This window comes from Streptomyces sp. Wb2n-11, from assembly GCF_001049855.1.
GTDB lineage: Bacteria > Actinomycetota > Actinomycetes > Streptomycetales > Streptomycetaceae > Streptomyces > Streptomyces altiplanensis.
The window spans coordinates 4,930,590-4,953,044 of the sequence record NZ_CVPB01000001.1 but is presented as its reverse complement, the minus strand read 5'-3'; the positions used below and the strand labels follow the sequence as shown (position 1 = coordinate 4,953,044).

Annotated in this window: 18 protein-coding genes, 1 pseudogene and 1 riboswitch; of the genes and pseudogenes, 9 read left to right on the top strand and 10 right to left on the bottom strand. The window is 73.8% G+C overall.

The genetic code is table 11. The features are described from left to right. Nucleotides 1–16: 16 nt before the first annotated feature. Nucleotides 17–1,333 carry a glycosyltransferase family 4 protein gene (locus BN1555_RS22490; protein ID WP_093801063.1) on the bottom strand — a complete coding sequence of 439 codons (1,317 nt, stop codon included), beginning with the start codon at nt 1,331–1,333 and terminating at the stop codon, nt 17–19. A 227-nt stretch (nt 1,334–1,560) separates the two neighbouring features. Here BN1555_RS22490 and BN1555_RS22485 point away from each other — a divergent pair, with 227 nt between their 5' ends. Together BN1555_RS22485 and BN1555_RS22480 are read left to right on the top strand one after the other, a co-directional pair. Then, nucleotides 1,561–2,202, top strand: a complete 642-nt coding sequence (locus BN1555_RS22485; RefSeq protein ID WP_093801062.1) for a TetR family transcriptional regulator — start codon at nt 1,561–1,563, stop codon at nt 2,200–2,202. Nucleotides 2,203–2,312: 110 nt separating this feature from the next. Next, nucleotides 2,313–2,891: pseudogene (locus BN1555_RS22480) on the top strand (DNA-binding response regulator); the annotation flags it as partial. Here the strand turns inward: BN1555_RS22480 and BN1555_RS22475 are convergent. From BN1555_RS22475 to lanKC, 4 genes are all read right to left on the bottom strand, one after another. Further along, nucleotides 2,817–4,700, bottom strand: coding sequence for an ATP-binding cassette domain-containing protein (locus BN1555_RS22475; RefSeq protein WP_255306126.1), 1,884 nt, complete (start codon nt 4,698–4,700; stop codon nt 2,817–2,819). The pseudogene BN1555_RS22480 and the gene BN1555_RS22475 sit on opposite strands and share 75 nt — an antisense overlap. Continuing rightward, entirely contained in the window at nt 4,690–6,468 is a 1,779-nt protein-coding gene (locus BN1555_RS22470) for an ABC transporter ATP-binding protein (protein ID WP_093801061.1), read from the bottom strand. The genes BN1555_RS22475 and BN1555_RS22470 overlap by 11 nt, the downstream gene beginning before the upstream one ends. 146 nt (nt 6,469–6,614) lie before the next feature. Further along, a complete protein-coding gene (locus tag BN1555_RS22465; RefSeq protein ID WP_093801060.1) occupies nt 6,615–6,737 on the bottom strand; it encodes a SapB/AmfS family lanthipeptide in 123 nt (40 codons plus the stop codon). A gap of 79 nt (nt 6,738–6,816) precedes the next feature. After that, nucleotides 6,817–9,396: a class III lanthionine synthetase LanKC gene (gene lanKC / locus BN1555_RS22460; protein ID WP_093801059.1), complete on the bottom strand. Its 2,580-nt coding sequence runs from the start codon at nt 9,394–9,396 to the stop codon at nt 6,817–6,819. A 240-nt stretch (nt 9,397–9,636) separates the two neighbouring features. Next, a riboswitch (cobalamin riboswitch) is annotated at nt 9,637–9,711 on the top strand. A 113-nt stretch (nt 9,712–9,824) separates the two neighbouring features. Here lanKC and BN1555_RS22455 point away from each other — a divergent pair. From BN1555_RS22455 to BN1555_RS22425, 7 genes are all read left to right on the top strand, one after another. Beyond that, complete coding sequence (locus tag BN1555_RS22455; protein ID WP_093801058.1) at nt 9,825–11,081, top strand: SCO2321 family membrane protein; 1,257 nt, start codon at nt 9,825–9,827, stop codon at nt 11,079–11,081. Continuing rightward, on the top strand, nt 11,078–11,755 hold the full coding sequence (locus tag BN1555_RS22450) for an SCO2322 family protein (protein ID WP_369688990.1): 678 nt from the start codon (nt 11,078–11,080) through the stop codon (nt 11,753–11,755). Before BN1555_RS22455 ends, BN1555_RS22450 begins: the two co-directional genes overlap by 4 nt. After that, entirely contained in the window at nt 11,755–12,879 is a 1,125-nt protein-coding gene (locus BN1555_RS22445) for an energy-coupling factor transporter transmembrane component T (protein WP_093803563.1), read from the top strand. Before BN1555_RS22450 ends, BN1555_RS22445 begins: the two co-directional genes overlap by 1 nt. Then, the gene (locus tag BN1555_RS22440; protein ID WP_093801057.1) at nt 12,876–14,666 is read left to right on the top strand and encodes an ABC transporter ATP-binding protein; all 1,791 of its coding nucleotides are present in this window, start codon (nt 12,876–12,878) and stop codon (nt 14,664–14,666) included. Before BN1555_RS22445 ends, BN1555_RS22440 begins: the two co-directional genes overlap by 4 nt. Further along, nucleotides 14,663–15,517 (top strand): ECF transporter S component, encoded by an 855-nt coding sequence (locus tag BN1555_RS22435; protein WP_093801056.1) that lies wholly within the window; start codon nt 14,663–14,665, stop codon nt 15,515–15,517. Before BN1555_RS22440 ends, BN1555_RS22435 begins: the two co-directional genes overlap by 4 nt. 242 nt (nt 15,518–15,759) lie before the next feature. Continuing rightward, entirely contained in the window at nt 15,760–16,983 is a 1,224-nt protein-coding gene (locus BN1555_RS22430) for a cytochrome P450 (protein WP_093801055.1), read from the top strand. Between the two features lie 218 nt (nt 16,984–17,201). Continuing rightward, the gene (locus BN1555_RS22425; RefSeq protein WP_093801054.1) at nt 17,202–17,720 is read left to right on the top strand and encodes a hypothetical protein; all 519 of its coding nucleotides are present in this window, start codon (nt 17,202–17,204) and stop codon (nt 17,718–17,720) included. Nucleotides 17,721–17,880: 160 nt separating this feature from the next. Here the strand turns inward: BN1555_RS22425 and BN1555_RS22420 are convergent, their stop codons facing one another. From BN1555_RS22420 to BN1555_RS41335, 5 genes are read right to left on the bottom strand one after another with little or no spacing between them, the layout of a single operon-like run. Then, nucleotides 17,881–19,152: a cytochrome P450 gene (locus BN1555_RS22420; protein ID WP_093801053.1), complete on the bottom strand. Its 1,272-nt coding sequence runs from the start codon at nt 19,150–19,152 to the stop codon at nt 17,881–17,883. Next, a complete protein-coding gene (locus BN1555_RS22415) occupies nt 19,149–19,775 on the bottom strand; it encodes a GTP-binding protein (protein ID WP_093801052.1) in 627 nt (208 codons plus the stop codon). The genes BN1555_RS22420 and BN1555_RS22415 overlap by 4 nt, the downstream gene beginning before the upstream one ends. Further along, on the bottom strand, nt 19,756–20,115 hold the full coding sequence (locus BN1555_RS22410; protein WP_093801051.1) for a DUF742 domain-containing protein: 360 nt from the start codon (nt 20,113–20,115) through the stop codon (nt 19,756–19,758). The genes BN1555_RS22415 and BN1555_RS22410 overlap by 20 nt, the downstream gene beginning before the upstream one ends. Continuing rightward, complete coding sequence (locus BN1555_RS22405) at nt 20,112–20,531, bottom strand: roadblock/LC7 domain-containing protein (RefSeq protein WP_176710300.1); 420 nt, start codon at nt 20,529–20,531, stop codon at nt 20,112–20,114. Before BN1555_RS22405 ends, BN1555_RS22410 begins: the two co-directional genes overlap by 4 nt. A gap of 53 nt (nt 20,532–20,584) precedes the next feature. After that, nucleotides 20,585–22,351, bottom strand: coding sequence for an ATP-binding protein (locus BN1555_RS41335; RefSeq protein ID WP_304364357.1), 1,767 nt, complete (start codon nt 22,349–22,351; stop codon nt 20,585–20,587). Nucleotides 22,352–22,455 lie beyond the last annotated feature (104 nt).

Genomic DNA, 22,455 nt, shown 5'->3' with positions numbered 1-22,455 from the left:
CCGCTTCAGCGGGGTCTCACCGGGCTCCCCCGCGCACCGCGCCGTGCGCGGCGATCCGTTCGCGGTAGAGCTCGGCGGTGCCCTGGGCGGCCCTGGCCCAGGTGAACTTGTCCAGCACCCGGTCGCGCCCGGCCGCGCCGAGGCGCCGGCGCAGCCCGGCGTCGTCCAGCAGCCGGCCGAGCGCGGCGGCCAGCGCGCCGGCGTCGCCCGGCGGCACGGCCAGGCAGGTCTCGCCGTCGGGGCCCGCGACCTCGGGGATCGCGCCGCCGGTGGTGGCGACGAGCGGGGTGGAGGTGGCCATGGCCTCGGCGGCGGGGAGCGAGAAGCCCTCGTAGAGGGAGGGGACGCAGGAGATCTGCGCGCTGCGGACCAGGTCGACCAGCTCGCGGTCGCTGATGCCCTTGACGAACTCGACGGCGCCCCGGAGCCCGTACCGCTCGATGGCCTGGGCGACCGGGCCGTCCTCGGCGCGCTTGCCGACGACGACGAGGTGGGCGTCGGGCTGCTCGGTGCGGAGCTTGGCGAGCGCCTCGACGAGGTGGACGAGGCCCTTGAGCGGTACGTCCGCGCTGGACGTCGTCACGATCCGCCCCGGGACCTCGGCGACGGACGGATCGGGCGACCAGAGGCCGGTGTCCGCGCCGATGTGCACGACGCGGACGCGGTCGGGGCGCACCCCGAGGTGCTCGACGATCTCCTGCCGCGAGGAGCCGGAGACGGTGAGCACGGAGGGCAGCCGGCGGGCGACGCGCTTCTGCATGCGCGTGAAGCCGTACCAGCGGCGCACGGAGGCGCGCTTGCGGCGGCTCGTCGCGGCGGCGAGGTCGAGCCGGCGGTCGACGGTGATGGGGTGGTGGACGGTGGTGACCAGGGGTGCGCCGAGGTCGCCGAGCAGGCCGTAGCCGAGCGTCTGGTTGTCGTGGATGACGTCGAAGTCGCCGCGGCGGGCCGTCAGGTGGCGCCTGGCGCGGAGCGAGAAGGTGAGGGGCTCGGGGAAGCCGCCGGTCCACATCGTCGCCACTTCGAGGGCGTCGATCCAGTCGCGGTACTCGTCGCGCCCGGGGGTGCGGAAGGGGTCGGGGCTGCGGTACAGGTCGAGGCTGGGCAGCTCGGTGAGCGGTACGCCCTCGTCGAGTACGGGGTAGGGCTGGGAACCGAGGACTTCGACGCTGTGGCCGAGCCGGGCGAGCTCGCGCGAGAGGTGGCGTACGTAGACGCCCTGGCCTCCGCAGAAGGGGTTGCCCTTGTAGGTGAGGAGCGCGATGCGCAGCGGGCGTTCGCCCTTGCCGGGGTCCCCCGCGTGGGGGCTCGCCTCCATGGCCTCAGCGGTCACTCCCGGCCCCCTTCTCACTGCTCTTTCACCGGAGCGTAGCCGCTGGCGCTAACCTAGAACAAGTTTCAGTATCGATCGCTCGACGAGCTCTGAATCTACCGGCAGGTAGCGCAACCGGAAGCGTCGGATCAGGTGATTCACGCCACGACGGGCGCCTGCCATGCTGTGCCACCCGGGGCCCGCCCCCTCAGGCCCGCAGTACGCACAGAAGCCATGGAATGGGACGCATGACCGTGGAAGTCAAGTCGGCGCCGCCACCCCTGACGGCGCGTCAGGAGGCACGTCGCCGCCGCATCCTGCACGCCAGCGCGCAGCTGGCCGGCCGGGGCGGCTTCGACGCGGTGCAGATGCGCGAGGTCGCCGAGTCGTCGGGCGTCGCACTGGGCACGCTGTACCGCTACTTCCCCTCCAAGATCCACCTGCTGGTCGCCACCATGCAGGACCAGCTCGAACACCTGCACAGCACCCTGCGCAAACGGCCCCCGGCCGGGGAGAGCGCGGCCGAGCGGGTCGCCGAGACGCTGATGCGGGCCTTCCGCGCGCTGCAGCGGGAGCCTCAGCTGGCGGACGCGATGGTGCGGGCGCTGACCTTCGCGGACCGCAGCGTGAGCCCGGAGGTGGACACGGTCTCGCGGCAGACGACGGCGATCGTCCTGGAGGCGATGAACCTGCCGGGGCCGCCGACGCCGGAGCAGCTGGCGGCGGTCAGGGTCATCGAGCACACCTGGCACTCGACGCTCATCACGTGGCTCTCGGGCCGGGCCTCGATCGCCCAGGCGGGGATCGACATCGAGACGGTGTGCAGGTTGATCGACCTGACCGGTCCGGCCGGCCGAGACGGACCGGCCGACCCGCGTTACCGTCGGTAGCAGGCGCACGCGCGCCCGAAGTGCGCCCACCACACCCCTCTCGCGCTCCCTGTTGGCCTGAACCGGTCCCTCTGACATCGACCGCCACGGGTACTAATGAGCGACGTGCCATGTCCATGCAGTGCTACACGGTGGGACCTCAGGGGGAGCAGACAGTGAGCCGCATGATCCGTGTTCTTCTCGTGCACGACATCGGTCTGATGCGGTCGGGGCTGGCCGCGCTGTTCGAAAAGGAGCCCGACATCGGGATATCCACCAGTACGCCGGACGGAGCGTTACGCAACGCGCGGTCGTTACCGCCGCACGTGTGCGTGGCCGACGCGGAAGGGCCGGGATCGCCGGGCCTGACCGCCGCCGTGGAGGTGGCGGGTGCCTGCGGCACGTACCCGGGCTGCGCGGTGCTCGTCCTCGTCCCGGCCGGCAAACCGGGCCTGCTGCGGCGCGCGTACGAGGCCGAGGCCCAGGGGTACGTCAACAAGAACGCCCCGGCCGAGCGGCTCCTCGAAGGGATACGCCGGGTGGCGGCGGGCGAACGTTTCGTCGACGACTCCCTCGCCTGCGGGTTCCTGGAAGCCGCCCGCAGTCCGCTCACCACGCGCGAGCTGAGTGTGCTGTCACTCGCCGCCGAGGGGGCGGGCGTCACCGAGATCGCCCGCAGCCTGCACCTGACCAACGGGACCGTGCGCAACTACATCGCCGCGATCACCCGCAAGACCGGGGCCCGCAACCGCGTGGACGCCATTCGCATCTCGCAGGGCGCCGGCTGGCTCTGACCAGCTCCCGGCCAGGTCCCGGTAGAGCGCGGAGCGCCGGATCAACTCGTCGTGCGTACCGCAGACCGCGTGCTTACCGTCCATCACGAGCACGCGGTCCGCGCGCCGGGCCGAGCTGATCCGGTGGGCCACGACGATCAGTGTGGTATCGGCGCGCTCGGCGAAGGCGCGCTCGGCGCGGGCCTCGGCGGCGGGGTCGAGATGACAGGTCGCCTCGTCGAGCAGGACGACGGGCACGGGCGCCAGGTGGGAGCGGGCGAGGGCGACGAGCTGCCGCTCGCCCGCCGACAGTTCGCCCGGTGTCACCGCGGCGTCCAGGCCGCCCAGCCGCACGAGCAGTGCGTACGCCCCGACCGCGCGGGCCGAGTCGAGCACGGCCGGATCCGGCGGCGGGTCCCCCGGGCACAGGTAGGTGAGGTTGTCACGGAGGGTGCCGGAGAAGACGTACGCCTCCTGCGGCACCAGGACGCGCCGGTGCGCGGCGCCGCGCACCGGCTCTCCGCAGACCAGGATTTCGCCGCGGCCGGGTTCCAGCAGCCCCGCGACGAGGGCGGTCAGGGTGGACTTGCCGATGCCGCTGGGCCCGACGACGGTGAGACGGCCGCCGGCCGGGACGACGAGATCGAGCTCTCGGAACACCGGCTCGGCGTGCGGCCCGTACGCGAAGGTCACCCCGCGCAGCTCCACCGCGGTCCCCCCGCGCCCCGGCCGCCGGGGCGCGCGAGCGGCGGGCGGGCGGGGCGCGGGCGCCCGTCCGGCGTCCGGTGCCCGCCCGGGCACGGGCGGCCCGTGCCCCGGGGCCGTGAGGCGGCGGAGCACCACGGCCAGGCGGGAACCCGCGGTGCCCAGGGCCTGCATCAGGCTCTGGAGGGCGGGCAGCAGGGCGTACATGAGGTACGTGAGGGCGCCCACCAGATCGCCGGGCGTCACCCCGCGGCTCAGCAGCCAGGGGGCGGTCACCAGCAGCAGGACCACCGGCAGCCGGCCGCCCACCGCCACCGCGAGCACCCGCAGCACGCCCCAGCGCGCGAGGGCGCGCGCGGCGCGGAACTCGGCGGTGAACCGGGCGTCCGCCTCGGCGGCCGTCCGCGTCTGCGCACCCGCCGCGGTGATGTCCCGCAGCCCGGCGGCGGTCGCGTCCAGCGTCTGCGCGACCGCTTCGTCGGCGGTGAGGAACGCCTCCTGGCGGCGGGCCATCGGCCGCAGCGTCACGAGGAACAGACCGAGGCCGAGGACCAGCGGCGGCACCACGACGAGCAGCAGCACGGGCGCGAGCGAGGCGAGCCCGGCCAGCGCCCCGGCCGCCGTGAAGACGAACGACCGGGAGACCATCACCAGCCCGGCGAAGGTGTCCCTGGCGATCTCCACCTGATGGGTGAGCCGGGACACCGCCGCGTGGTCGGCGTCCCGCAGAGCGCGGTCGACGACCCGGCGCACGAGGCCGTCGCGCAGGGGCTCCACCAGCTCGGACACGGCCCTGAAGACCCGCCCGGTGCCGTACGCCCCGACCGCGACGGCCACCGCGGCGGCCGCCAGCCAGCCCAGCCCCCCGGCCGTACGGCCGGCCAGGAACCCGTGGTCGAGGGCGCGGGCGAGGGCGTACCCGAAGAGGAAGGTCTGTGCGGTTTCGAGCAGCGACCAGCCCGCCAGCCCCGCGAGCACGGGACGGCGCCGGTTCAGGAAGCGCAGGCCCTCGGTGCGCAGGCGGGCGGCGTCAGCCGTCATGACGCGCCTGTCCCGTTCCGCCCGCGTCCGTGCACGCGTCCGTGTCCGTGTCCGTTTCTGTGTCCGTTTCCGCGAACACCGCGCGGTATTCGGCCAGTTGCCGCCAGAGGCGCGCGTGCGGTCCGACCGCGCGGATGCGGCCCTCGTGGAGCCAGGCGACCCGGTCGGCGCGAGCCGCGGTCGAGGCCCGGTGGGCGATGATCAGCCGGGTGCCGACGCCGGACCCGCCACGGGTCAGGGCCCCGCCGACCCGCAGTTCGGTGACCGTGTCCAGGCTGGAGGTCGCGTCGTCGAGGATCAGCAGCCGGCCGGGGTGCGCGAACGCCCTTGCCAGGCCCAGGCGTTGCGCCTCACCGCCGGAGAGCGGAGCCTCGGCGCACGGGGTGTCGTAGCCGTGCGGAAGGCGGCGTACGAAACTGTCCGCGCAGGCGGCGCGAGCCGCCTCCCGCACGGTTGAGGGGTCCGGTTCGTCGAGGCCGAAGGCGATCGTGCCGCCGATCGTGCCCCCCAGCAGCGCGGGCCGCTCGAATGCCTGGCCGACCGCGCGGCGCAGCACGTCGTGGGGCAGCTCGCACAGCGGAACGCCGTCGAGCGTGACCGTTCCCGCGTCGGGATCGGCGAGGCGGCCGGCGACGGCGGCGAGGGTGGACTTGCCGGAGCCGGAGCGGCCGACGAGGGCGAGCGAGGTGCCGCCGGGGACGGTGAGGTCGAGGCCGTCCAGGATCGTCCGGTCGCCGCGGGCCACCGTGATGCCGCGCAGCTCCAGCGTCCCGTCGCCGGGCGGGAGCGGCGTGCCGCCGTGCGCGGTGGCCGGTACGGCGAGCAGTGCCGCGAGGCGGCGGGCCGCGCCCCGGCTGCGCACCAGGCCGTTCAGCCGGCCGACCAGCATGCCGATGCCGGTGGCGAGCGCCGCGTACCGGGCGGCGGCGAGCAGCCCGCCCACCGAGAGTTCACCGGCCGCAAGACGGATTCCGGCCACCGCCAGTACGGCGATCTGGAGCAGGGGCACGATCACGGCGGCCTGTGCGGTGGAACGTCCCTGGACCCGCCACATCCGGTAGCCCTGGGCGCTGAGCCCCGCCAGCGGCTCCAGGATGCGGGCCTGCTCGCGGCGGGCCGTGCCGGCGGCCGCGATCGTACGGGCGCCGCCCACCGCCTCCACGAGGCGTGCGGCGATCTCGCCCTGGCGCTCCTGGTAGCGCGCGACGCTGTCGCCGGACTCGCGGACGAAGGCCTTCAGCAGCAGGACGAGCAGCGGCATGCCGACGAGGAACGCCCCGGCCGTCCACGGGTCGACGAGTGCGAGGGCGACGAGCCCGCCGACGGGTGTCACGACGGCGGCCACCGTGCCCGCGAGCGCGGCCGGGGCGCCGCCGGCGTGGGCCGCGTTGCCGACCAGGCGGGCCACGACGTCGCCGGGCGGGTTCCGGTCCGTGGTGCGCGGGCCGGCCGCGAGGACGTGCCGCAGCAGACGACGGCGGAACCAAGCGGTGGAGCGTGCGTTGGTGGTGGCGGTCAGCACGCCGTCGAGGGCGTCGAGGAGGACGAGCAGGCAGGTGAGGGCCGCGCAGAGGGTGAGCCAGGTGGTGGCGGGACGCCCGGCCAGCAGCAGGTCCAGGGTGCGGCCGAGCGCGGCGGGCAGTGCGAGACCGGCCGCGGCGCCCGCGGTGCTGAGGAACAGGATCGCCGTACCGGGGACGGCGCTGTGCCGCAGAGAGGCGCGTAACAGCCGGTCGGCCGCCCGGTGCCGGTCCGGGCCGTGCTCCATGCGCGCCCACCCCCTTTCCTACGTACGGCTCGTACGGCACAGAGATGCGGCCCCGGGCAGCGAGCGTGCCACCCGGGGCCGCGCCCCTGTCAGAACACGTCAGGAATTTCTCCCGACGTCACAGGCACGACGTCACAGACACGACGTCACAGGCACAGCAGGAAGCTGTTGGAGCTGTGCTTGTCGCACGCCAGCAGGCTCAGGCTGCTCTGGTCGCCGCCGCCGTCGGTCTCGGGGGTGTCCAGGCTCTGAAGGTCGAGAAGTGCCATGGTGGTTCCCTTCGGTTGTCCGTTCCCGTGGGGACGGGGTTTTGTAGCGGTCCGGCTCCGGGCTGGAACAGGACCGGTTCTAGGGCCGCTTCAGCGGCGGGAGGAAAGGCAGGTGGGCACCGGTGCCGCGGGCCGCTGCCAACGCGAGGAGCACGCCGGCGCCGCCGGTGCCGAGGTCCATGGAGAGGCGCATCATCTGGTCGCCGGGGAAGGCGAGGTGCCCTTCGTACGGCAGGGCGTACCAGCCGAGTCCTTCGAGCTGTGCGGCGAGGTGGTCGGGGCGCGCCTCGCGGGCGGTCGTCCTGGCCAGGTGGAGGACCATGCCGGCACGTCCGTTGAACAGCCCCGGCTGGGCGTAGTAGCGCGAGCGGGCGGCCCGTACGATGCCGCCCCGCGCCGCCTCGAACTCCTCGTCCTCGCGGTGCCCGAGGAAGTCGTCGAGCACCATGCCGATGCCGACGGAACCGGCCCCGAGGTAGGGCATGGTGCGCGCCCCCTCGTCCACGAGCAGCGTGCCGGCGCTGTTGCGGACACAGCGTGCGAGGTCGGCGCGCAGGGCGTCGGCGGCCAGGTCCAGGAGCTGCGGCGCGCCCGTGTCCTCGTACAGCCGCAGGAAGAGCAGCGCGGGACCGGTGGCGCCGTGCAGCAGCCCGGCGCGCTTGCCGGTGCTGGTGCCGCTTCCTGACTGCTGCTGGTCGGCCAGGAGCTGCGCGGCTTCCAGGGCCCGTTGCCGCAGGGACGTTTCCCCTGTGGTGCGGGCCAGTTCCGCGAGTACGAGACCGATGCCGGCGAGTCCGCCGTACAGTCCGGGAACGAGCCGCTGCCATTTCTCGTCCAGCACCCGCTGGACCAGCTCCAGGGCGCGTGCGCGGTGGCCGAGCCCGTCGAGGACGTGGGCGACGCCCGTCAGCCCGTCGTAGAGGCCGAGCGGGGTGCCGAGCGGCGGCGGGGCGGTCTGTCTCAGCAGCCATTCCTCACCGTCCTCGTACCGGCCGGCGCCGGCCTGGCCGAGCGCGTGGAGGACACCGGCGGCGCCGTGGGCGATGCCGAGACCGCCGCCGTCCGCGAACTGCGCGATGTCACCGGGGAAGATCCGGTCGTCGCGTCCGGGAGTGGCGGAGGCGAGGACGCCCGCGGCGATCGAGTCGCGGCTGCGCGGCCAGTCGGCGGGCTCCACGGGCACGTACGGCGTGCCGCGGGCCGTGTCCGTCCCGCAGATCACCGCCACCGCGTCGTCGAAGAACTCCCGCGGGACGTCCGGGAACCGGCGCGCGGCGACCTCCGCCAGGTGACGCGCCTTGTCGCGGTCGACGACCAGCAGCGTGGTCATGGGCAGGAAGAGCGCCAGCCGCAGACAGGCGAGGGCGTAGAGGTCGACGTCGAACCCGGTGCGCTCGCGGGGCGCGATGAAGCCGGGGTGTGCGATGGCCTGACGGTGGTTCTCGTCGACGTGCGCGGCGGCCTCGAAGTCCAGCAGGCGCACGGACTCCTCGTCCGGCCCGACCATGATGTTGAACATGTGCAGGTCGTTGAAGACGACGCCCCGGCTGTGCACGGCGGCGACCGCCTCCTCGACCGCGCGGTGGATGCGCAGCGCCCAGCGGGTGTAGCCGGCGACGGCGGCCGGGTCCGGCTCGGGTTCGAGCAGCGGGTGCCGCTGCGCGAAGAAGGAGTTGAGGGTGCGGCCGGGCAGGTGGTCCATCACCAGGAAGCGGTGGTCGCCGAGCAGGAACCAGTCCCGGGCCCCGGGGGCGACACCGAGCCCGGACAGCCGTTCCAGCGCGGCGCGCTCCCGCTCCAGGCGGGTGACGGCGTCGGCCCGGTCGGCGGCGAGCCCGGCATGCGGCCGCGCCTCCTTGAGGACCACCTTCTCGCCGCTGCGCAGGTCCTCACCGAGGTAGACCCCGCCGCCGTTGGAGAAGTGCAGGGCTCTTTCGATGCGGTACGGCAGGTCGTTGGTGGTGGTGGCGTTGCGGGCCGCGAGGTGCGGTTCCAGGAACGCGGGGAGCTCCACCCACTCCGGGACGTGGAAGGCCGGCTCGCGGAGGTCGGGGACGAGGACCCCTTCGGGGTTCTCGATCGCCGGGACGAGGGCGCCGGCGGCGTCGACGCAGTAGCGGTGCGCGAAGCCGCCGTAGCGGACGTACAGCGGGCCGTTGCCCCAGCGGAGGTCGGTGAGGATGTACGGTCCGGGCTCTCCGTCGAGCAGGCCGCCCAACTCCTGGAGCACGAGGTGAAGTTCCTGCTCGTCCGCGGGGTAGAGCGTGGCGAACTTGCCGCTGGAGCCGCGCCCCGCGTACTTGGAGTTGCGCAGGTGGAGCGGTTGCGGGCCCGGTACGAACTTGAAGGGGAGAGCGCGCGGGACGCAGTAGTCCCACACCTTGGCCGCCGTCTTCTCGGCGTTGTCCAGGCAGGCCGACACGTGGATCTTCCAGCCTTGCGCCGGCCGGCCGGGGAGCGGTGCGCCGTCGGCGCCGACCGGGTTGATGTGCATCCAGTCGCCGGAGACGAACCGGCGCCACCCCGGCGGGAGCTCGCGCTGGGCCGCTTCGTACAGCGGCACCGAGGAGGACTGTCCGGCCCGGCTCGCGGAGAGCCGGTCCGGGGTCTCGTAGAACTGTCTGTCGGCGAGGCAGAAGACCTCGTACCGGTTGTCCATGGGTCCCCCCTCGGCTGCGGTGCCACCGAGATTTCCACGCGACCGAGGGGCGGGAACAGTCACACCTGTCACGTAGTGACAGTGCGCTACTCATGGATAAAGAAGTGTTCGCCCCTGTTCGAAAGCGGGGTGGCACGCGACCGCCTCCGCCGCAGAACCCCATGGTCCCGCCGCCCCGGCGCCCCCGGAGCCGCCCGCCACGGGCCGGTAGAGTGTGCGAGTCGTCATCATGCCGTTCTGGGGGAAGCCGGTGCGAATCCGGCACTGACCCCGCAGCCGTGAGCCGTCCCCGGTGGACGGCGAGTCGGAACGCCCGGTCCGGCATGACCACTGGCTCGGCACCGTCGAGGTATACGGAGCCGGAGCCTGGTGCGTGTGTTTCCGCGTGCCCGGGCCCGGCTCCTCAGCAGGAGAGGCCCCCGCCCGTCATGACCCCCCTTCGCCGCAGCGCGGCCACCGTGCTCGCCGCTTCCGCCGTCCTCTGCGCGAGCGCGGCCACGGCTGCCGTCGCCGCGCCGTCCCCGTCCCCGTCCCCGTCGCCCGTGATCCCCTCGGGGCTGTACGGCGAGAAGGACCCGACGTACGACGGCGTCTGGCGGCAGTCGCTGGCCCTCCTCGCGCAGGAAACGGTGGGCGTGAAGCCCGCCGGGAAGGCCGTGAACTGGCTGGTCGGGCAGCAGTGCGACAACGGCGGCTTCGCCTCCTTCCGCGCCGACGCCGCCGAGCCGTGCACGGCGAAGACCGTGGTGGACAGCAACGCCACCGCCGCGGCCGTGCAGGCGCTGAGCGCACTCGGCGGGCAGGACGCCGCCGTGGAGAAGGGCGCCGGCTGGCTGAAGTCCGCGCAGAACCAGGACGGCGGCTGGGGCTACAACCCGGGCAGCCCGAGCGACGCCAACTCCACCTCGGTCGTGATCGGCGCGCTGGCGGCGGCGGGTGAGAAGCCCGGCGCGGTGAAGTCGCCGAAGGGCAAGTCGCCGTACGACGCGCTCGTCGCCTTCTCGGTGCCGTGCGACGCGAAGACGGGCGGCGGCGCGTTCGCGTACCAGCCGGACAAGGACGGCAAGCTCGCGCCCAACGCCGACGCGACGGCGGCGGGTGTGCTGGGCGGGCTCGGGAAGGGACTGGCCGCCGGGGGCGGCGAGAAGGACGAGAAGGCCGGTGCGTGCGTGAAGGGCGAGCCGACGCCCGCGCGGGCCGCCGCGAACGGTGCCGCGTACCTCGACGGCGTACTCGCCGGGTCCGGACACCTCGACACGCCTCCCATGCCCGGCGCCGAGGACACCGAGGCGCAGCCCGACTTCGGCAACACCGCGGACGCCGTCGTCGCGCTGGCCGCGCAGGGCGGCGCCGCGCGGGCGCAGAAGCCGTTGAAGTGGCTGGAGAAGAACGCGGCGGGCTGGGCCGAGGAGCACGGCCCCGCCGCCTACGCCCAGCTGGTCTTCGCCGCGAACGCGACCGGCACCGACCCGAGGAACTTCGGCGGCACCGATCTGGTGAAGGGGCTCAACGCGGCCGGGCCCGCGCCCGAGGCCGCGGAGAAGTCCGCGGACAAGTCCGACGAGGAGAAGAAGGACGGCGACGGCGGCTTCGGTGCCTGGTGGATCGTCGCCGTCTTCTTCATCGCCAGCGTCGGCGCCGGCATCCTCTTCAGCGGTCGCAAGAAGAAGAACCAGCAGCTGTGACGAGGGGACTGCGGACGCGACTGACGGCTCTCGTCCTGCTGCTCGGCGCCGCGCTCGCGGTGCCGGCCGGGGCGGGGGCCGCGCAGGCGACGACGGGGTACCGCTACTGGTCGTTCTGGGAGAGCGACGGCGGCGAGTGGACGTACGCGAGCCAGGGACCCGCCACCGCCAGGCCCGCCGACGGCGATGTGATCGGCTTCCGGTTCTCGGTGAGCGAGAACTCGCAGGACTCCGCGAAGCCGCGCCACGCGGCGGACGGCTTCGACGCGATCTGCGGCAGGACGCCCGCCGGCGACGGCACCAAGCGGATCGCTGTCGTCATCGACCCCGGTACGGCGGCCGACGCCCCCGACGGCGAGCAGCCGCCCGCGCAGCGTTCCGTGTGCGCGCGGACCGCTGCGGACGCGACCGCGGCGGACGCGCTCGCCTCGGTGGCGAAGCCGCTGCGCTACGACAGCACGGCGCTGCTCTGCGCGATCTCCGGCTATCCGAAGACGGGGTGCGGGGAGCAGGTGTCCGGCCGTGACGGCACACCCCGCTCCTCGGCGACCGCCGGGCCCACCGACGGCAGCGACGACGACGGCGGCGGCCCCTCCGCCGGGCTGCTCGTCGGCCTCGCCGCCGTGTTCGCGCTCGGCGCCGCGGGCGTGTGGCAGGCGCGCCGCCGCCGCTGATGACCTCGATACTCCTGCGCGCGCCGCGAGCGAGCCGCAGCAACGCCCTGCACGCCGGGGCCTGGTGGCTGTGGGCGCTCGGTCTGGCCGCCGCCGCGTCCCGGACCACCAATCCGTTGCTGCTCGGGATGCTGGTGGGGGTGGCCGGGTATGTGGTGGCGGCGCGGAGGACGGATGCGCCGTGGGCGCGTTCGTACGGGACGTTCGTCAAGCTCGGACTGCTCGTCATCGGCGTCCGGCTGGTGTTCTCGGTCTTCCTGGGCTCGCCGATCCCGGGCAGCCACACCCTCTTCACGTTGCCCGAAGTGCCTCTGCCCGACTGGGCGCAGGGTGTGCGGATCGGTGGGCGGGTGACGGCCGAGCAGCTGGTCTTCGCCCTGTACGACGGGGCGAAGCTGGCCACGCTCCTCATCTGTGTGGGCGCCGCGAACGCGCTCGCCAACCCGGCCCGGCTGCTCAAGTCCCTGCCGGGCGCGCTGTACGAGGCCGGGGTCGCCGTCGTCGTCGCGATGACGTTCGCGCCGAACATGGTGGCCGACGTGGTGCGGCTGCGCACCGCGCGCCGGCTGCGCGGCCGGCCGACGGGTGGCGTGGGGGCCGTACTCCAGATCGGGCTGCCGGTCCTCGAAGGCGCGCTGGAGCGGTCGGTGGCGGTGGCCGCGTCGATGGACGCGCGCGGCTACGGGCGCACGGCGCCGGTCCCGCCCGCCGTGCGGCACACGACGACCGTGCTGACGCTGGGCGGGCTGCTCGGGGTGTGCACCGGGGCGTACGGGCTGCTGACCGCCGACGGTGCGGCGTACGGCCTGCCGGTCATGGCCGCAGGGGTCGTCGCCGCGCTGGCGGGGCTGCGCCTGGGCGGCCGGCGCAGCGTCCGTACGCGCTACCGGCCCGACGAGTGGGGCGTACGGGCGTGGCTGGTGGCCGGGTCGGGTGCGGCGGTCGCGGCGCTGACGATCTGGGCCGCCTCGTACGATCCGGGGGCCCTGCACCCCGGGGTCGTGCCGCTGGTCGCTCCCGAGTTTCCGCTCTGGCCCGCGGCGTCCGTACTGATCGGCCTGCTCCCGGCGTTCGTGGCTCCCGTACCTCCCGTACCTCCCGTAGTGAAAGAGACTCCGCAGTGATCCGGTTCGAGAATGTGTCGGTCGGCTACGACGACGCCGCGCCGCCCGTGATCCGGGGCGTCGATCTCACCGTGCCGGAGGGCGAACTGGTGCTGCTGGTCGGCCCTTCCGGGGTGGGAAAGTCGACCCTGCTGGGCACGGTTTCCGGCCTCGTCCCCCATTTCACGGGCGGCACCCTGCGCGGCCGCGTGACGGTCGACGGCCGCGACACCCGCACCCACAAGCCGCGCGAACTCGCCGATCTCGTCGGGACGGTGGGCCAGGACCCGCTCGCCCACTTCGTCACCGACACCGTCGAGGACGAGCTGGCGTACGGGATGGAATCGCTGGGCGTCGCACCGGACGTGATGCGCCGCCGGGTCGAGGAGACGCTGGACCTGCTCGGCCTCGCGGAGCTCCGCGACCGCCCGATCGCCACGCTGTCGGGCGGCCAGCAGCAGCGCGTCGCGATCGGCTCGGTGCTCACCCCGCACCCGAAGGTACTGGTCCTCGACGAGCCGACGTCCGCGCTGGATCCGGCGGCGGCGGAGGAGGTGCTGGCGGTGCTGCAACGCCTGGTCCACGACCTGGGGACGACCGTGCTGCTGGCGGAGCACCGGCTGGAGCGGGTGGTGCAGTACGCCGACCGGGTGATCCTCCTGCCGGGCCCGGGAGAGGCCCCGCGCATGGGCGCGCCCGCGGAGATCATGGCGGTCTCGCCCGTGCATCCGCCCGTGGTGGCACTGGGCCGGCTGGCGGGCTGGGACCCGCTTCCCCTGTCGGTACGGGACGCCCGCCGCCGGGCGACGGCCCTGCGGGCGAGCCTGGCCGGCGCGGAACCGGAGGGGCGCGGAGGAACCGCCCGGCCGCACCCGGCCCCTCCGGCGTCCGAGGAGCGGGGTCCGGGGCGGAGCCCCTCACGCGGCGGAGCCGCACAAGGCCACAGCGGGAAGGGGCGGGTGGGGGAAAGGCTCGCGCGCCTGCTGCGCCGCCGCGGCACGGAACCGGCCCGCACCGCCGAGGCCGCCGCCGGTGCCTCCGCCGGTGCCGTGGCCACCGTGGCCGGCCTCGGCGTCCGCCGCGCCCGCGTCGAGGCCCTCCGCCGCGTCACGCTCACCGTGTCCCCCGGCGAGACCATCGCCCTCATGGGCCGCAACGGCGCCGGCAAGTCCACCCTCCTCTCCGCCCTCGTCGGCATGATCGAGCCCACCTCCGGCACGGTGTCCGTCGGTGGCCGCACTCCTCACCGCACCCGCCCCCGCGACATGGTCCGCGAGGTCGGTCTGGTCCCGCAGGAGCCGCGCGACCTGCTGTACGCCGACACCGTCGCCGCCGAGTGCGCGGCGGCCGACAGCGACGCGGGCGCGGTCCCCGGCACCTGCCGGGCCCTGGTCGCGGAGCTGCTCCCGGGCATCCGGGACGACACGCATCCGCGCGATCTGTCCGAGGGCCAGCGCCTCGCCCTCGCCCTCGCCCTCGTGCTCACCGGGCGCCCTCCGCTCCTCCTCCTCGACGAGCCGACGCGCGGCCTGGACTACGCGGCGAAGGCCCGCCTGGTCGGGGTCCTGCGTTCCCTGGCCGCCGGGGGGCACGCGATCGTACTGGCGACCCACGACGTGGAGCTGGCCGCGGAACTGGCGCACCGCGTCGTGATCCTCGCCGACGGCGAGGTGGTCGCGGACGGCCCGACGGCCGACGTGGTCGTCTCCTCCCCCGCCTTCGCCCCGCAGGTCGCGAAGGTCCTCACCCCGCAGAAGTGGCTGACCGTCGCACAGGTGCGGGACGCGCTGGAGGAGGGAGCCGCATGAGCGACACCAAGCCGGTGCGTCCCCCACGCCCCGTACGCCCCCCACGCCCCGTACGTCTCGGCCCGCGCTCCGTCGCCGCGCTGCTGCTCATCAGCGTGATCGGCGTGATCGCCGTCGGCTGGCCGCTCCTCGCCGACCCCGCCTCCGAGCTCACCCGCGACCACTCCCAGGACGCCGCCTGGCTGCTCGCCGTTCTCCTCCCCCTCCTCGTCGCCGTGGTCGTCGCGACGATCGCCGACTCCGGGCTCGACGCGAAGGCCGTCGCGATGCTGGGCGTACTGGCGGCGGTCGGGGCCGCGCTGCGTCCGCTCGGGGCGGGGACGGCCGGCCTGGAGCCGATGTTCTTCCTGATGGTGCTGAGCGGGCGGGCCCTGGGCCCCGGTTTCGGCTTCGTGCTCGGCTCGGTGACGATGTTCGCGTCCGCGCTGCTCACCGGCGGGGTCGGGCCGTGGATGCCGTTCCAGATGCTGTCCATGGGCTGGTTCACCATGGGCGCGGGCCTGCTGCCGGGCGCGGAGCGGCTGCGCGGCCGGGGCGAACTGGTGATGCTGGCGGCGTACGGCTGCGCGGCCGCTTTCCTCTACGGCACGGTCATGAACCTCCAGGGGTGGACGTACATCGGCGGCCTCTCGACCGGCGTCTCCTTCCATCCCGGCGACCCGGTGCACGAGAACCTGGTCCGGTTCCTCGCGTACTGCCTCGCCACCTCCCTCGGCTGGGACCTGGGCCGGGCCGTGCTCACCGTCGTACTGACCCTCGGCATCGGTGCGCCCCTCCTGAAGGCGCTGCGCCGGGCCACGCGCCGCGCGGCCTTCGAGGCCCAGGCCACGTTCGAGGGCCCGCAGCGGTGACGGGACGCTGAGAGCCCCGCACGGCCCCGGTCCTCGACCGCGGCGGGCAGCGACCGCCGCACCACCCCGAGGCGGGTCCCCCCTCGCTCGCCTCCGCCCCTTCGGGAGCGGTGCGCCCCCGCGCCGTCGCCGGCGGCAGCCGCACGGACGCACTCCTGCAAGCGGATCCGGTCTGTCCGTTCCGGCGGTTGGTCAATAACGTTGCCCCGACCGCGTATTGCCTTCCGAGGGAGCACCCGACCATGTCCACGGCCCAGCAGGTCCCCGACATACTTTCGCCCGAGTTCGCCGAGAACCCGTACGCCGCCTACGCGGTGATGCGAAAGTCCGCGCCGCTGTTCTGGCACGAGACGATGCAGAGTTACGTCATCTCCCGGTACGAGGACGTGGAACGGGCCTTCAAGGACAAGGAGTCGGTGTTCACCACCGACAACTACGACTGGCAGATCGAGCCCGTGCACGGGAAGACGATCCTTCAGCTCAGCGGCCGGGAACACGCCGTGCGGCGGGCGCTGGTGGCCCCCGCGTTCCGGGGCAGGGACCTCCAGGAGATGTTCCTCCCGGTCATCGAGAGCAACGCCCGCGAGCTGATCGACACCTTCCGGGACCGGGGCGCGGCCGATCTGGTCGGTGCGTTCGCGACCCGCTTCCCGGTGAACGTCATCGCCGACATGCTCGGTCTCGACAAGGGGGACCACGCCAAGTTCCACCACTGGTACACCACGGTGATCGCCTTCCTCGGCAATCTGGCCGGTGACCCCGAGGTGGCCGCGGCGGGCGAGCGCACGCGCGAGGAGTTCGCCGAGTACATGATTCCGATCATCCAGGAGCGCCGGAAGGCGCCGGGGACCGACCTGCTGTCCACGCTGTGCGCGGCGGAGGTCGACGGGGTGCGGATGAGCGACGAGGACATCAAGGCGTTCTGCAGCCTGCTGCTCGCCGCCGGCGGCGAGACCACCGACAAGGCGATCGCGGCGCTCTTCGCCAACCTGCTCGCCCACCCCGACCAGCTCGCCGCGGTACAGAAGGACCGGAGCCTCATCGACCGGGCCTTCGCCGAGACGCTGCGCTTCTCTCCGCCCGTGCACATGATCATGCGCCAGACGGCGGCGGAGGTGACCCTCAGCGGCGGCACCGTCCCCGCCGGCGCCACCGTCACCTGCCTGATCGGCTCCGCCAACCGCGACGAGAGCCGTTACGCCGACGCGGACACGTTCAACATCTTCCGGGAGGACCTCAACGCGACGAACGCCTTCTCCGCGGCCGCCGACCACCTGGCCTTCGCCCTGGGGCGGCACTTCTGCGTCGGAGCCCTGCTGGCGCGGGTCGAGGTGCAGATCGGGGTGAACCAGTTGCTCGACGCGATGCCCGGCATCCGGCTCGCGGACGGCGCCGGGATCACCGAGCAGGGGGTGTTCACCCGGGGGCCGAAGGCCGTGCCGGTGGTGTTCACACCTGTCGGCTGAGGACTGCGGCCGCTCCCCGCGCCGGTGACCGGACGGTGGTCCAGGAGGCCCCGGCGCGGGGAGTGGCCAGTGGGGCACGGAGGTGGGAGCCGCAGGCGGGCGGAGCGCGCCCGCCCCCGGCTCCGCCGTTCCGGCCACCCCTGGGGCCATTGACCCGCTCTCGGGCGTCACCGTAGGGTGAAGCGCACCAACAGCGCTAATCGCCCATTAGGGTCACTATGGTTGCTATCTTCCGCGTCCGCCGCCGGGCAGCCGTCTTCGCCGGCTCGGTCCTTCTGGCCACGGGCCTCCCGTTCACCCTCTCGGCATGCGGTTCCACCGCGCCCCCGGCGGGGCAGCAGGCCGGCGAACCGGCTCTCGTCTCCCCCGGGCCCCTGGATTTCGGCCCCTCGCTCACCGAAACGCTGGAGGCCCAGGCCACGGCGCAGGACGCGGCGGCGCGGAAGGCCGTCGAACGCGAGGTCGCGAAGGCACCTGACCGGACTCCGGAATCCGGGCGGTCCGGCTCTGCCACGGACAGCCCGGGGGCGTGTACGACGGACCCGGCCGACCGGGCGGCCTGCCACAACCCGGGCGGGACGATCGATCCCGACGGCGGAGACCTGGACGGCGACGGCGTCTACGAGCCGCACGAGCCGGTCGGTCCCGGTTACAAGGACCCGCGCGCGTACGACGGCGGCAAGACGTCCGGCGAGACCCAGTGCGAGTGGCTGCGCTCCCGGGGCATCGCCTGCTGAGCGCCCGCCCCGGCTGCCCGCTCCCCATGACGGGCCGGGCGGACAGGCGTACGGCTCCCGCAGGTACCGCGCCTGCCTGCGCGGGCAGGCGCGGTACACGGGACGGCCGTGCCGGCCCGGCCCTCGACGGGCGGCGGTGACCGGCGCTTCGCCGCAGGCCCTAGTGGGACACGGGGGTGAAGGACACCGGCAGGGTGGTCAGGCCGCGCATCCAGATGGACGGGCGCCAGGTCAGCTCCTCCGGCTCGACCGCGAGCATCAGGTCGGGGAGCCGTTCCAGCAGGGCCTCGACGGCGGTACGGGCCATGACGTCGGCGAGCTGGGGCGCGGGGTAGGGGCAGCGGTGCTCGCCGTTGCTGAAGGACAGGTGCGAGGAATTGCCCTCCGCGCCGACGTGGCCCTCGGGCCAGATCTGCGGGTCGGTGTTGGCGGCCGCGAAGCCGAGCACCAGGCAGTCGCCGGCCTTGATGTGGCGGCCGCCGAGCTGGACGTCGCGGTCGGCCCAGCGGCCGATGAAGTTCTGGGTGGGGGTCTCCAGCCAGAGGACCTCGTTGAGGGCGTGCCCGACGCTGAGCCGCCCTCCGGAGACGTTCAGGGCGAACCGGTCGTCGGTGAGCAGCCGCCGCAGCGTGTTGCCGATCCAGTTCGCGGTCGGCTGCTGGGCGGCGGCGATGACGGAGATGAGGTCCTGGACGATCTCCTCGTCCGCCAGGCCCGCCGGGTGGGCGACCATGCGGGAGATGATGTCCGGGCCGGGCGCGACCCGCTTGTCCACGACGAGCTGCTGGAGACGCTCCCCCACGCGCGCGTAGGCGGCCACCGGATCGTCGCCCTCCGACGCGTCGAGGGACATCCGCAGGTCCTCGACCAGGTCGTCGGTGTCGGTGCCGTGGGCCGGCATGCCGCACATCTGGACCACCGCGCGCATCGGCAGGGCGTGGGCGTACGCCGACATCAGTTCGGTCTGGCCGCTGCCCGAGAACCGGTCGATGAGCTCGTCGGCGATCCGGCGGCAGTTGTAGCCGAGCTCGAACTGGTCGACGGCTTCCAGGGCGTCGCTGATCACGCCGGCGCGCCGCTGGTGCTCGGCGCCCTCGGTGAACAGGACCGAGGGCTGGTAGCCGACGAAGGGCAGCAGCGGCCAGTCGGCGGGAATGGAGTCCCACTGGTTCCAGCGCCGGGAGTCGCGGGCGAACAGCTCGTCGTGACGGGTGACGTAGGAGACCTCGGAGTAACCGAGGACCAGCCAGGCCGGGATGTCGCCGTCGAGCAGCACCGGGGCCACGGCTCCGTGTTCGCGCCGCATCGCCCGGTACAGCTCGGAGGGGGTCTGCTGGTACTGGAGGCCGCTGAGCCTGATCGCGCCCGGCTGGTGCGCGGGGCAGCCCGGCGGAGGCGTCACCGCGGAGGCGGAGGCGGTGAGGTCGCTCATGAGGTCGTCTCCTGTGCCAGAGCCAGTTTGTAGAGGTGGTCGACGAGGGTGATCAGGACGTGCTTGCCGTCGCTGCGCACGCGGGCGTCGCAGTCGAGCAGCGGAATGTGGGCGGGCAGCGACAGCGCCTGGCGGATCTCGTCCAGGGAGTAGTACGCGGCGTCGTCGTCGAACCGGTTGACGGCGACGACGAACGGCGTCCTGTGGTGTTCGAGCCGGTCGATGGCGTACCAGGAGTCGCTCATGCGCCGGGTGTCGACCAGGACGACCGCGCCGAGGGTGCCGGAGAACAGCCGGTCCCACAGGAACCAGAACCGTTCCTGTCCGGGGGCGCCGAACAGGTAGAGCACCATGGTCTCGTTGAGGCTGATCCGCCCGAAGTCGAAGGCCACCGTCGTGGTGGTCTTCTGGGCGACCCCCGATGTCTCGTCGACGCCGACACCGGCCTGCGTCATGTACTCCTCGGTGTTCAGCGGGCGTATCTCGCTCACGGACCTGACCAGCGTGGTCTTGCCCACGCCGAACCCGCCGACGACGACGATCTTCAGTCCGGTGTCGGCGGCATCGGCGAGCGGTGTGCGCTCCGGCGCCGGGGAGGTCGCCTCAGAGATTGCGGAGTCCATGCAGCACCTCCTTCAGCAGGGCGGATTCGGGCAGGTCGGCGGCGGCCGCGGCACGAGGACGGCGGGCGGTGATCCGTCCGGCGTCCAGCAGGTCCTCCAGGAGGATCCGTACGACGGTGATGGGCAGTTGCAGGTCGGCGGCGATCTCCACCACCGCGGCGGGGTGACGGCACAGGGTGAGGATGCGGACGTGCTCCGACTGCATGCCCGGCGTCGGGTCGCACTCGCTGACCACCAGGGTGACCAGATCGAACACCGCGGTGTCCACGGGGCGGCTGCGGCCACCGGTCACCGTGTAGAGGCGGTCCGGAGACCCGGTGTCGACGGGGCGGCGGATCATGACGTCGGGGTGTCCTGCGCACTGGTGCGGGGTTCGGCCCGCAGGTGCTCACCGATCTGCTCGACCAACTCGCTCATGTTGTGCCCGACCACGCCCGGGTCGGCGCCGTCGCCGGCCACGACGGCGAGGTGGGCGCCCTCGCCGGCCTCGACGATGAGCAGCAGCCCACCGCGGAACTCGGCCATCAGGTGGTTGACGCCTCCGGTGCCGTCACCGAACTCCACCGAGGCACCGTGCGCGAGGGCCTGCATTCCGGAGGAGATGGCCGCGAGCTGGTCGGCCTGGTCGAGGGTGAGGTGGCTGCTGCGGCACAGCTTGAGGCCGTCGCGGGAGAGCACCAGGGCGTGCCGGGTGCCGGGGGTGCGCTCCACGAGGTTGTCCAGGAGCCAGGTCAGGCTGGTGTCGGTGGTCTGCACGGTGGTCATGGGCCGGTGCGGCGCGGTGCTCCGGTCGGCCCGTGCCTCCAATCTCAAGGGTCATGGGAAAGGTCGGTCGTCTGCGGGACGGCAGCGCGCGGAGATGCGGCGCGCGGAGGTGGGACCGTGGCGCTCAGGCGGGCGGGCGCGGGTCCTTGCGGCGCTGGGACTGGTGGAAGGCGCCGAAGCTCGACCCGGCGTTGCGGGCGGGCGGGGCGGGCCGGGCGTCCGGGGTCTCGGGGCGCTTCTGGTCCGCGGCGGCCATCGTGCGTCCCGGCGGGCGTACCGGAAGGCCGCCCGCGGTCGCGGGGCGCTGTGCCCTCCCGGTGGCGTCGGTGCGCGCGGGCGCCGGCGGGAAGGCGGGCACCGGCGGGGTCTCGGGGGCCGGCGGGAGCGCCGGCCGCGGGGCGGGCTCGGACAGCGGCGCGGGACGGCCGCGGGGGCCGTGGGCGTCCGGGCCGGTACGGGGCCGGGACACGCTGCTGGGCCAGCAGCTGCGGCGGGAGCAGCACCACCACTCCGGTGCCGCCCCGGGAGGAGGGCCGGTAGTTCACGGAGATGCCGTACTTGGCGGCCAGGATGCCGACCACCGCCAGGCCGAGCCGGGTGCCCTGAAGGGCCGCCAGGTCGGTGGACCGGCCCGACACGGCTTCCACGGCGCGGCGCATCGCGGCGTCGGCCATGCGCAGGCCGCTGTCCTCGATGGTGACCACGATGCCGGCGCTGCGCTCCTCCACGTACACGTGGACCTCGTCGATGGGCGGCGAGAAGTTCGCGGCGTTGTCCATGAGTTCGGCCAGCAGGTGCATCACGCCCTCGGCCGCGAAGCCCGCGACCGCGGCGGTGCTGGCCGAGTGCAGCCGTACCCTGCGGAAGTCGGCGATGCGGCCGACCGCGCCGCGCAGGACGCTCTCCATGACGATCGGCTTGTTCCACGCCCGGCTCGCCCGGCCGCCCATCAGAATGGCCAGCCGGTCGGTGAGCAGCCCGAGTTGCGAGGTGCTGTGGTCCAGCTTGAGCAGGTCGCTGAAGACATCGGCTCCGTGCCGGTCCTGCATCTCGCGCAGGTCGGCCAGCATGCTGACGGCCCTGGCCTGCACCCGGCCCAGCGCCTTGGCGCTGGCGGCCTGCGCGGCGGCCGCGCGGCGCTCGCTGACGCCGAGTTCGCGCACCATCTGCTCCAGCAGCGCCCGCAGCCGTTCCTCAGCGGGCAGGTCCAGTCCGGCGAGGACCGTGTCGGCGGAGGCGCCCTGGCGCAGTGCCGCCACGGCTGCGGGCAGCGCGGTGGCCGTCAGGCGCTCCAGGTCGGCCGCGCCCCGGGTCATCCGCTGTACGGCTGCCCTGTGGTCGGCTTCCGCCGCCGCCGTACGGCGGGCCGTCTCACCCAGTTCGGTGGTGAAGACGCGCAGCAGGTTCTCCAGCTGGGGGTCGGCGGGCCGCTGGGCGGAAGCGAGCGCTTCGCCGGTGTCCGAACCGTCGCGCAGGCGCTGGACCATCTGCGGCAGCGTGACGTTCACCAGGTGCGCGGTGTCACCGGTGCTGCGGGTTATTCGCTCGCGCAGTGCGGTCTGCTCCTCGTGGGCCGCGCGCCTGGCGGCGGCGAGCCGTTCGGTCAGTACCGCGGCGACGACGGAGAGCGCGAGGACGCACAGGACGCCGGCGGCGGCCGTACCGAGCACCCACGGGCGCGCCTCGTCCGGAGCGGCCCCCACCGCGGCGCCACCGGCCGCGGCGGCGACGACGAGACCTGCTACCGGCGCAGTCCAGGGCGGCCGCCGTTTCGATGCGCGGCGCGGGCGGACGGCGGCAGGCATGGTCATAGCGCGGATCCCTCAGACGGTGTGTGGGGGTGACCGGCCGGCAGCGGAGACACCATGTGGTGGCGGAGCAAGGAGAGTTGACGGTGATGTTCCGCTGGGCCGTG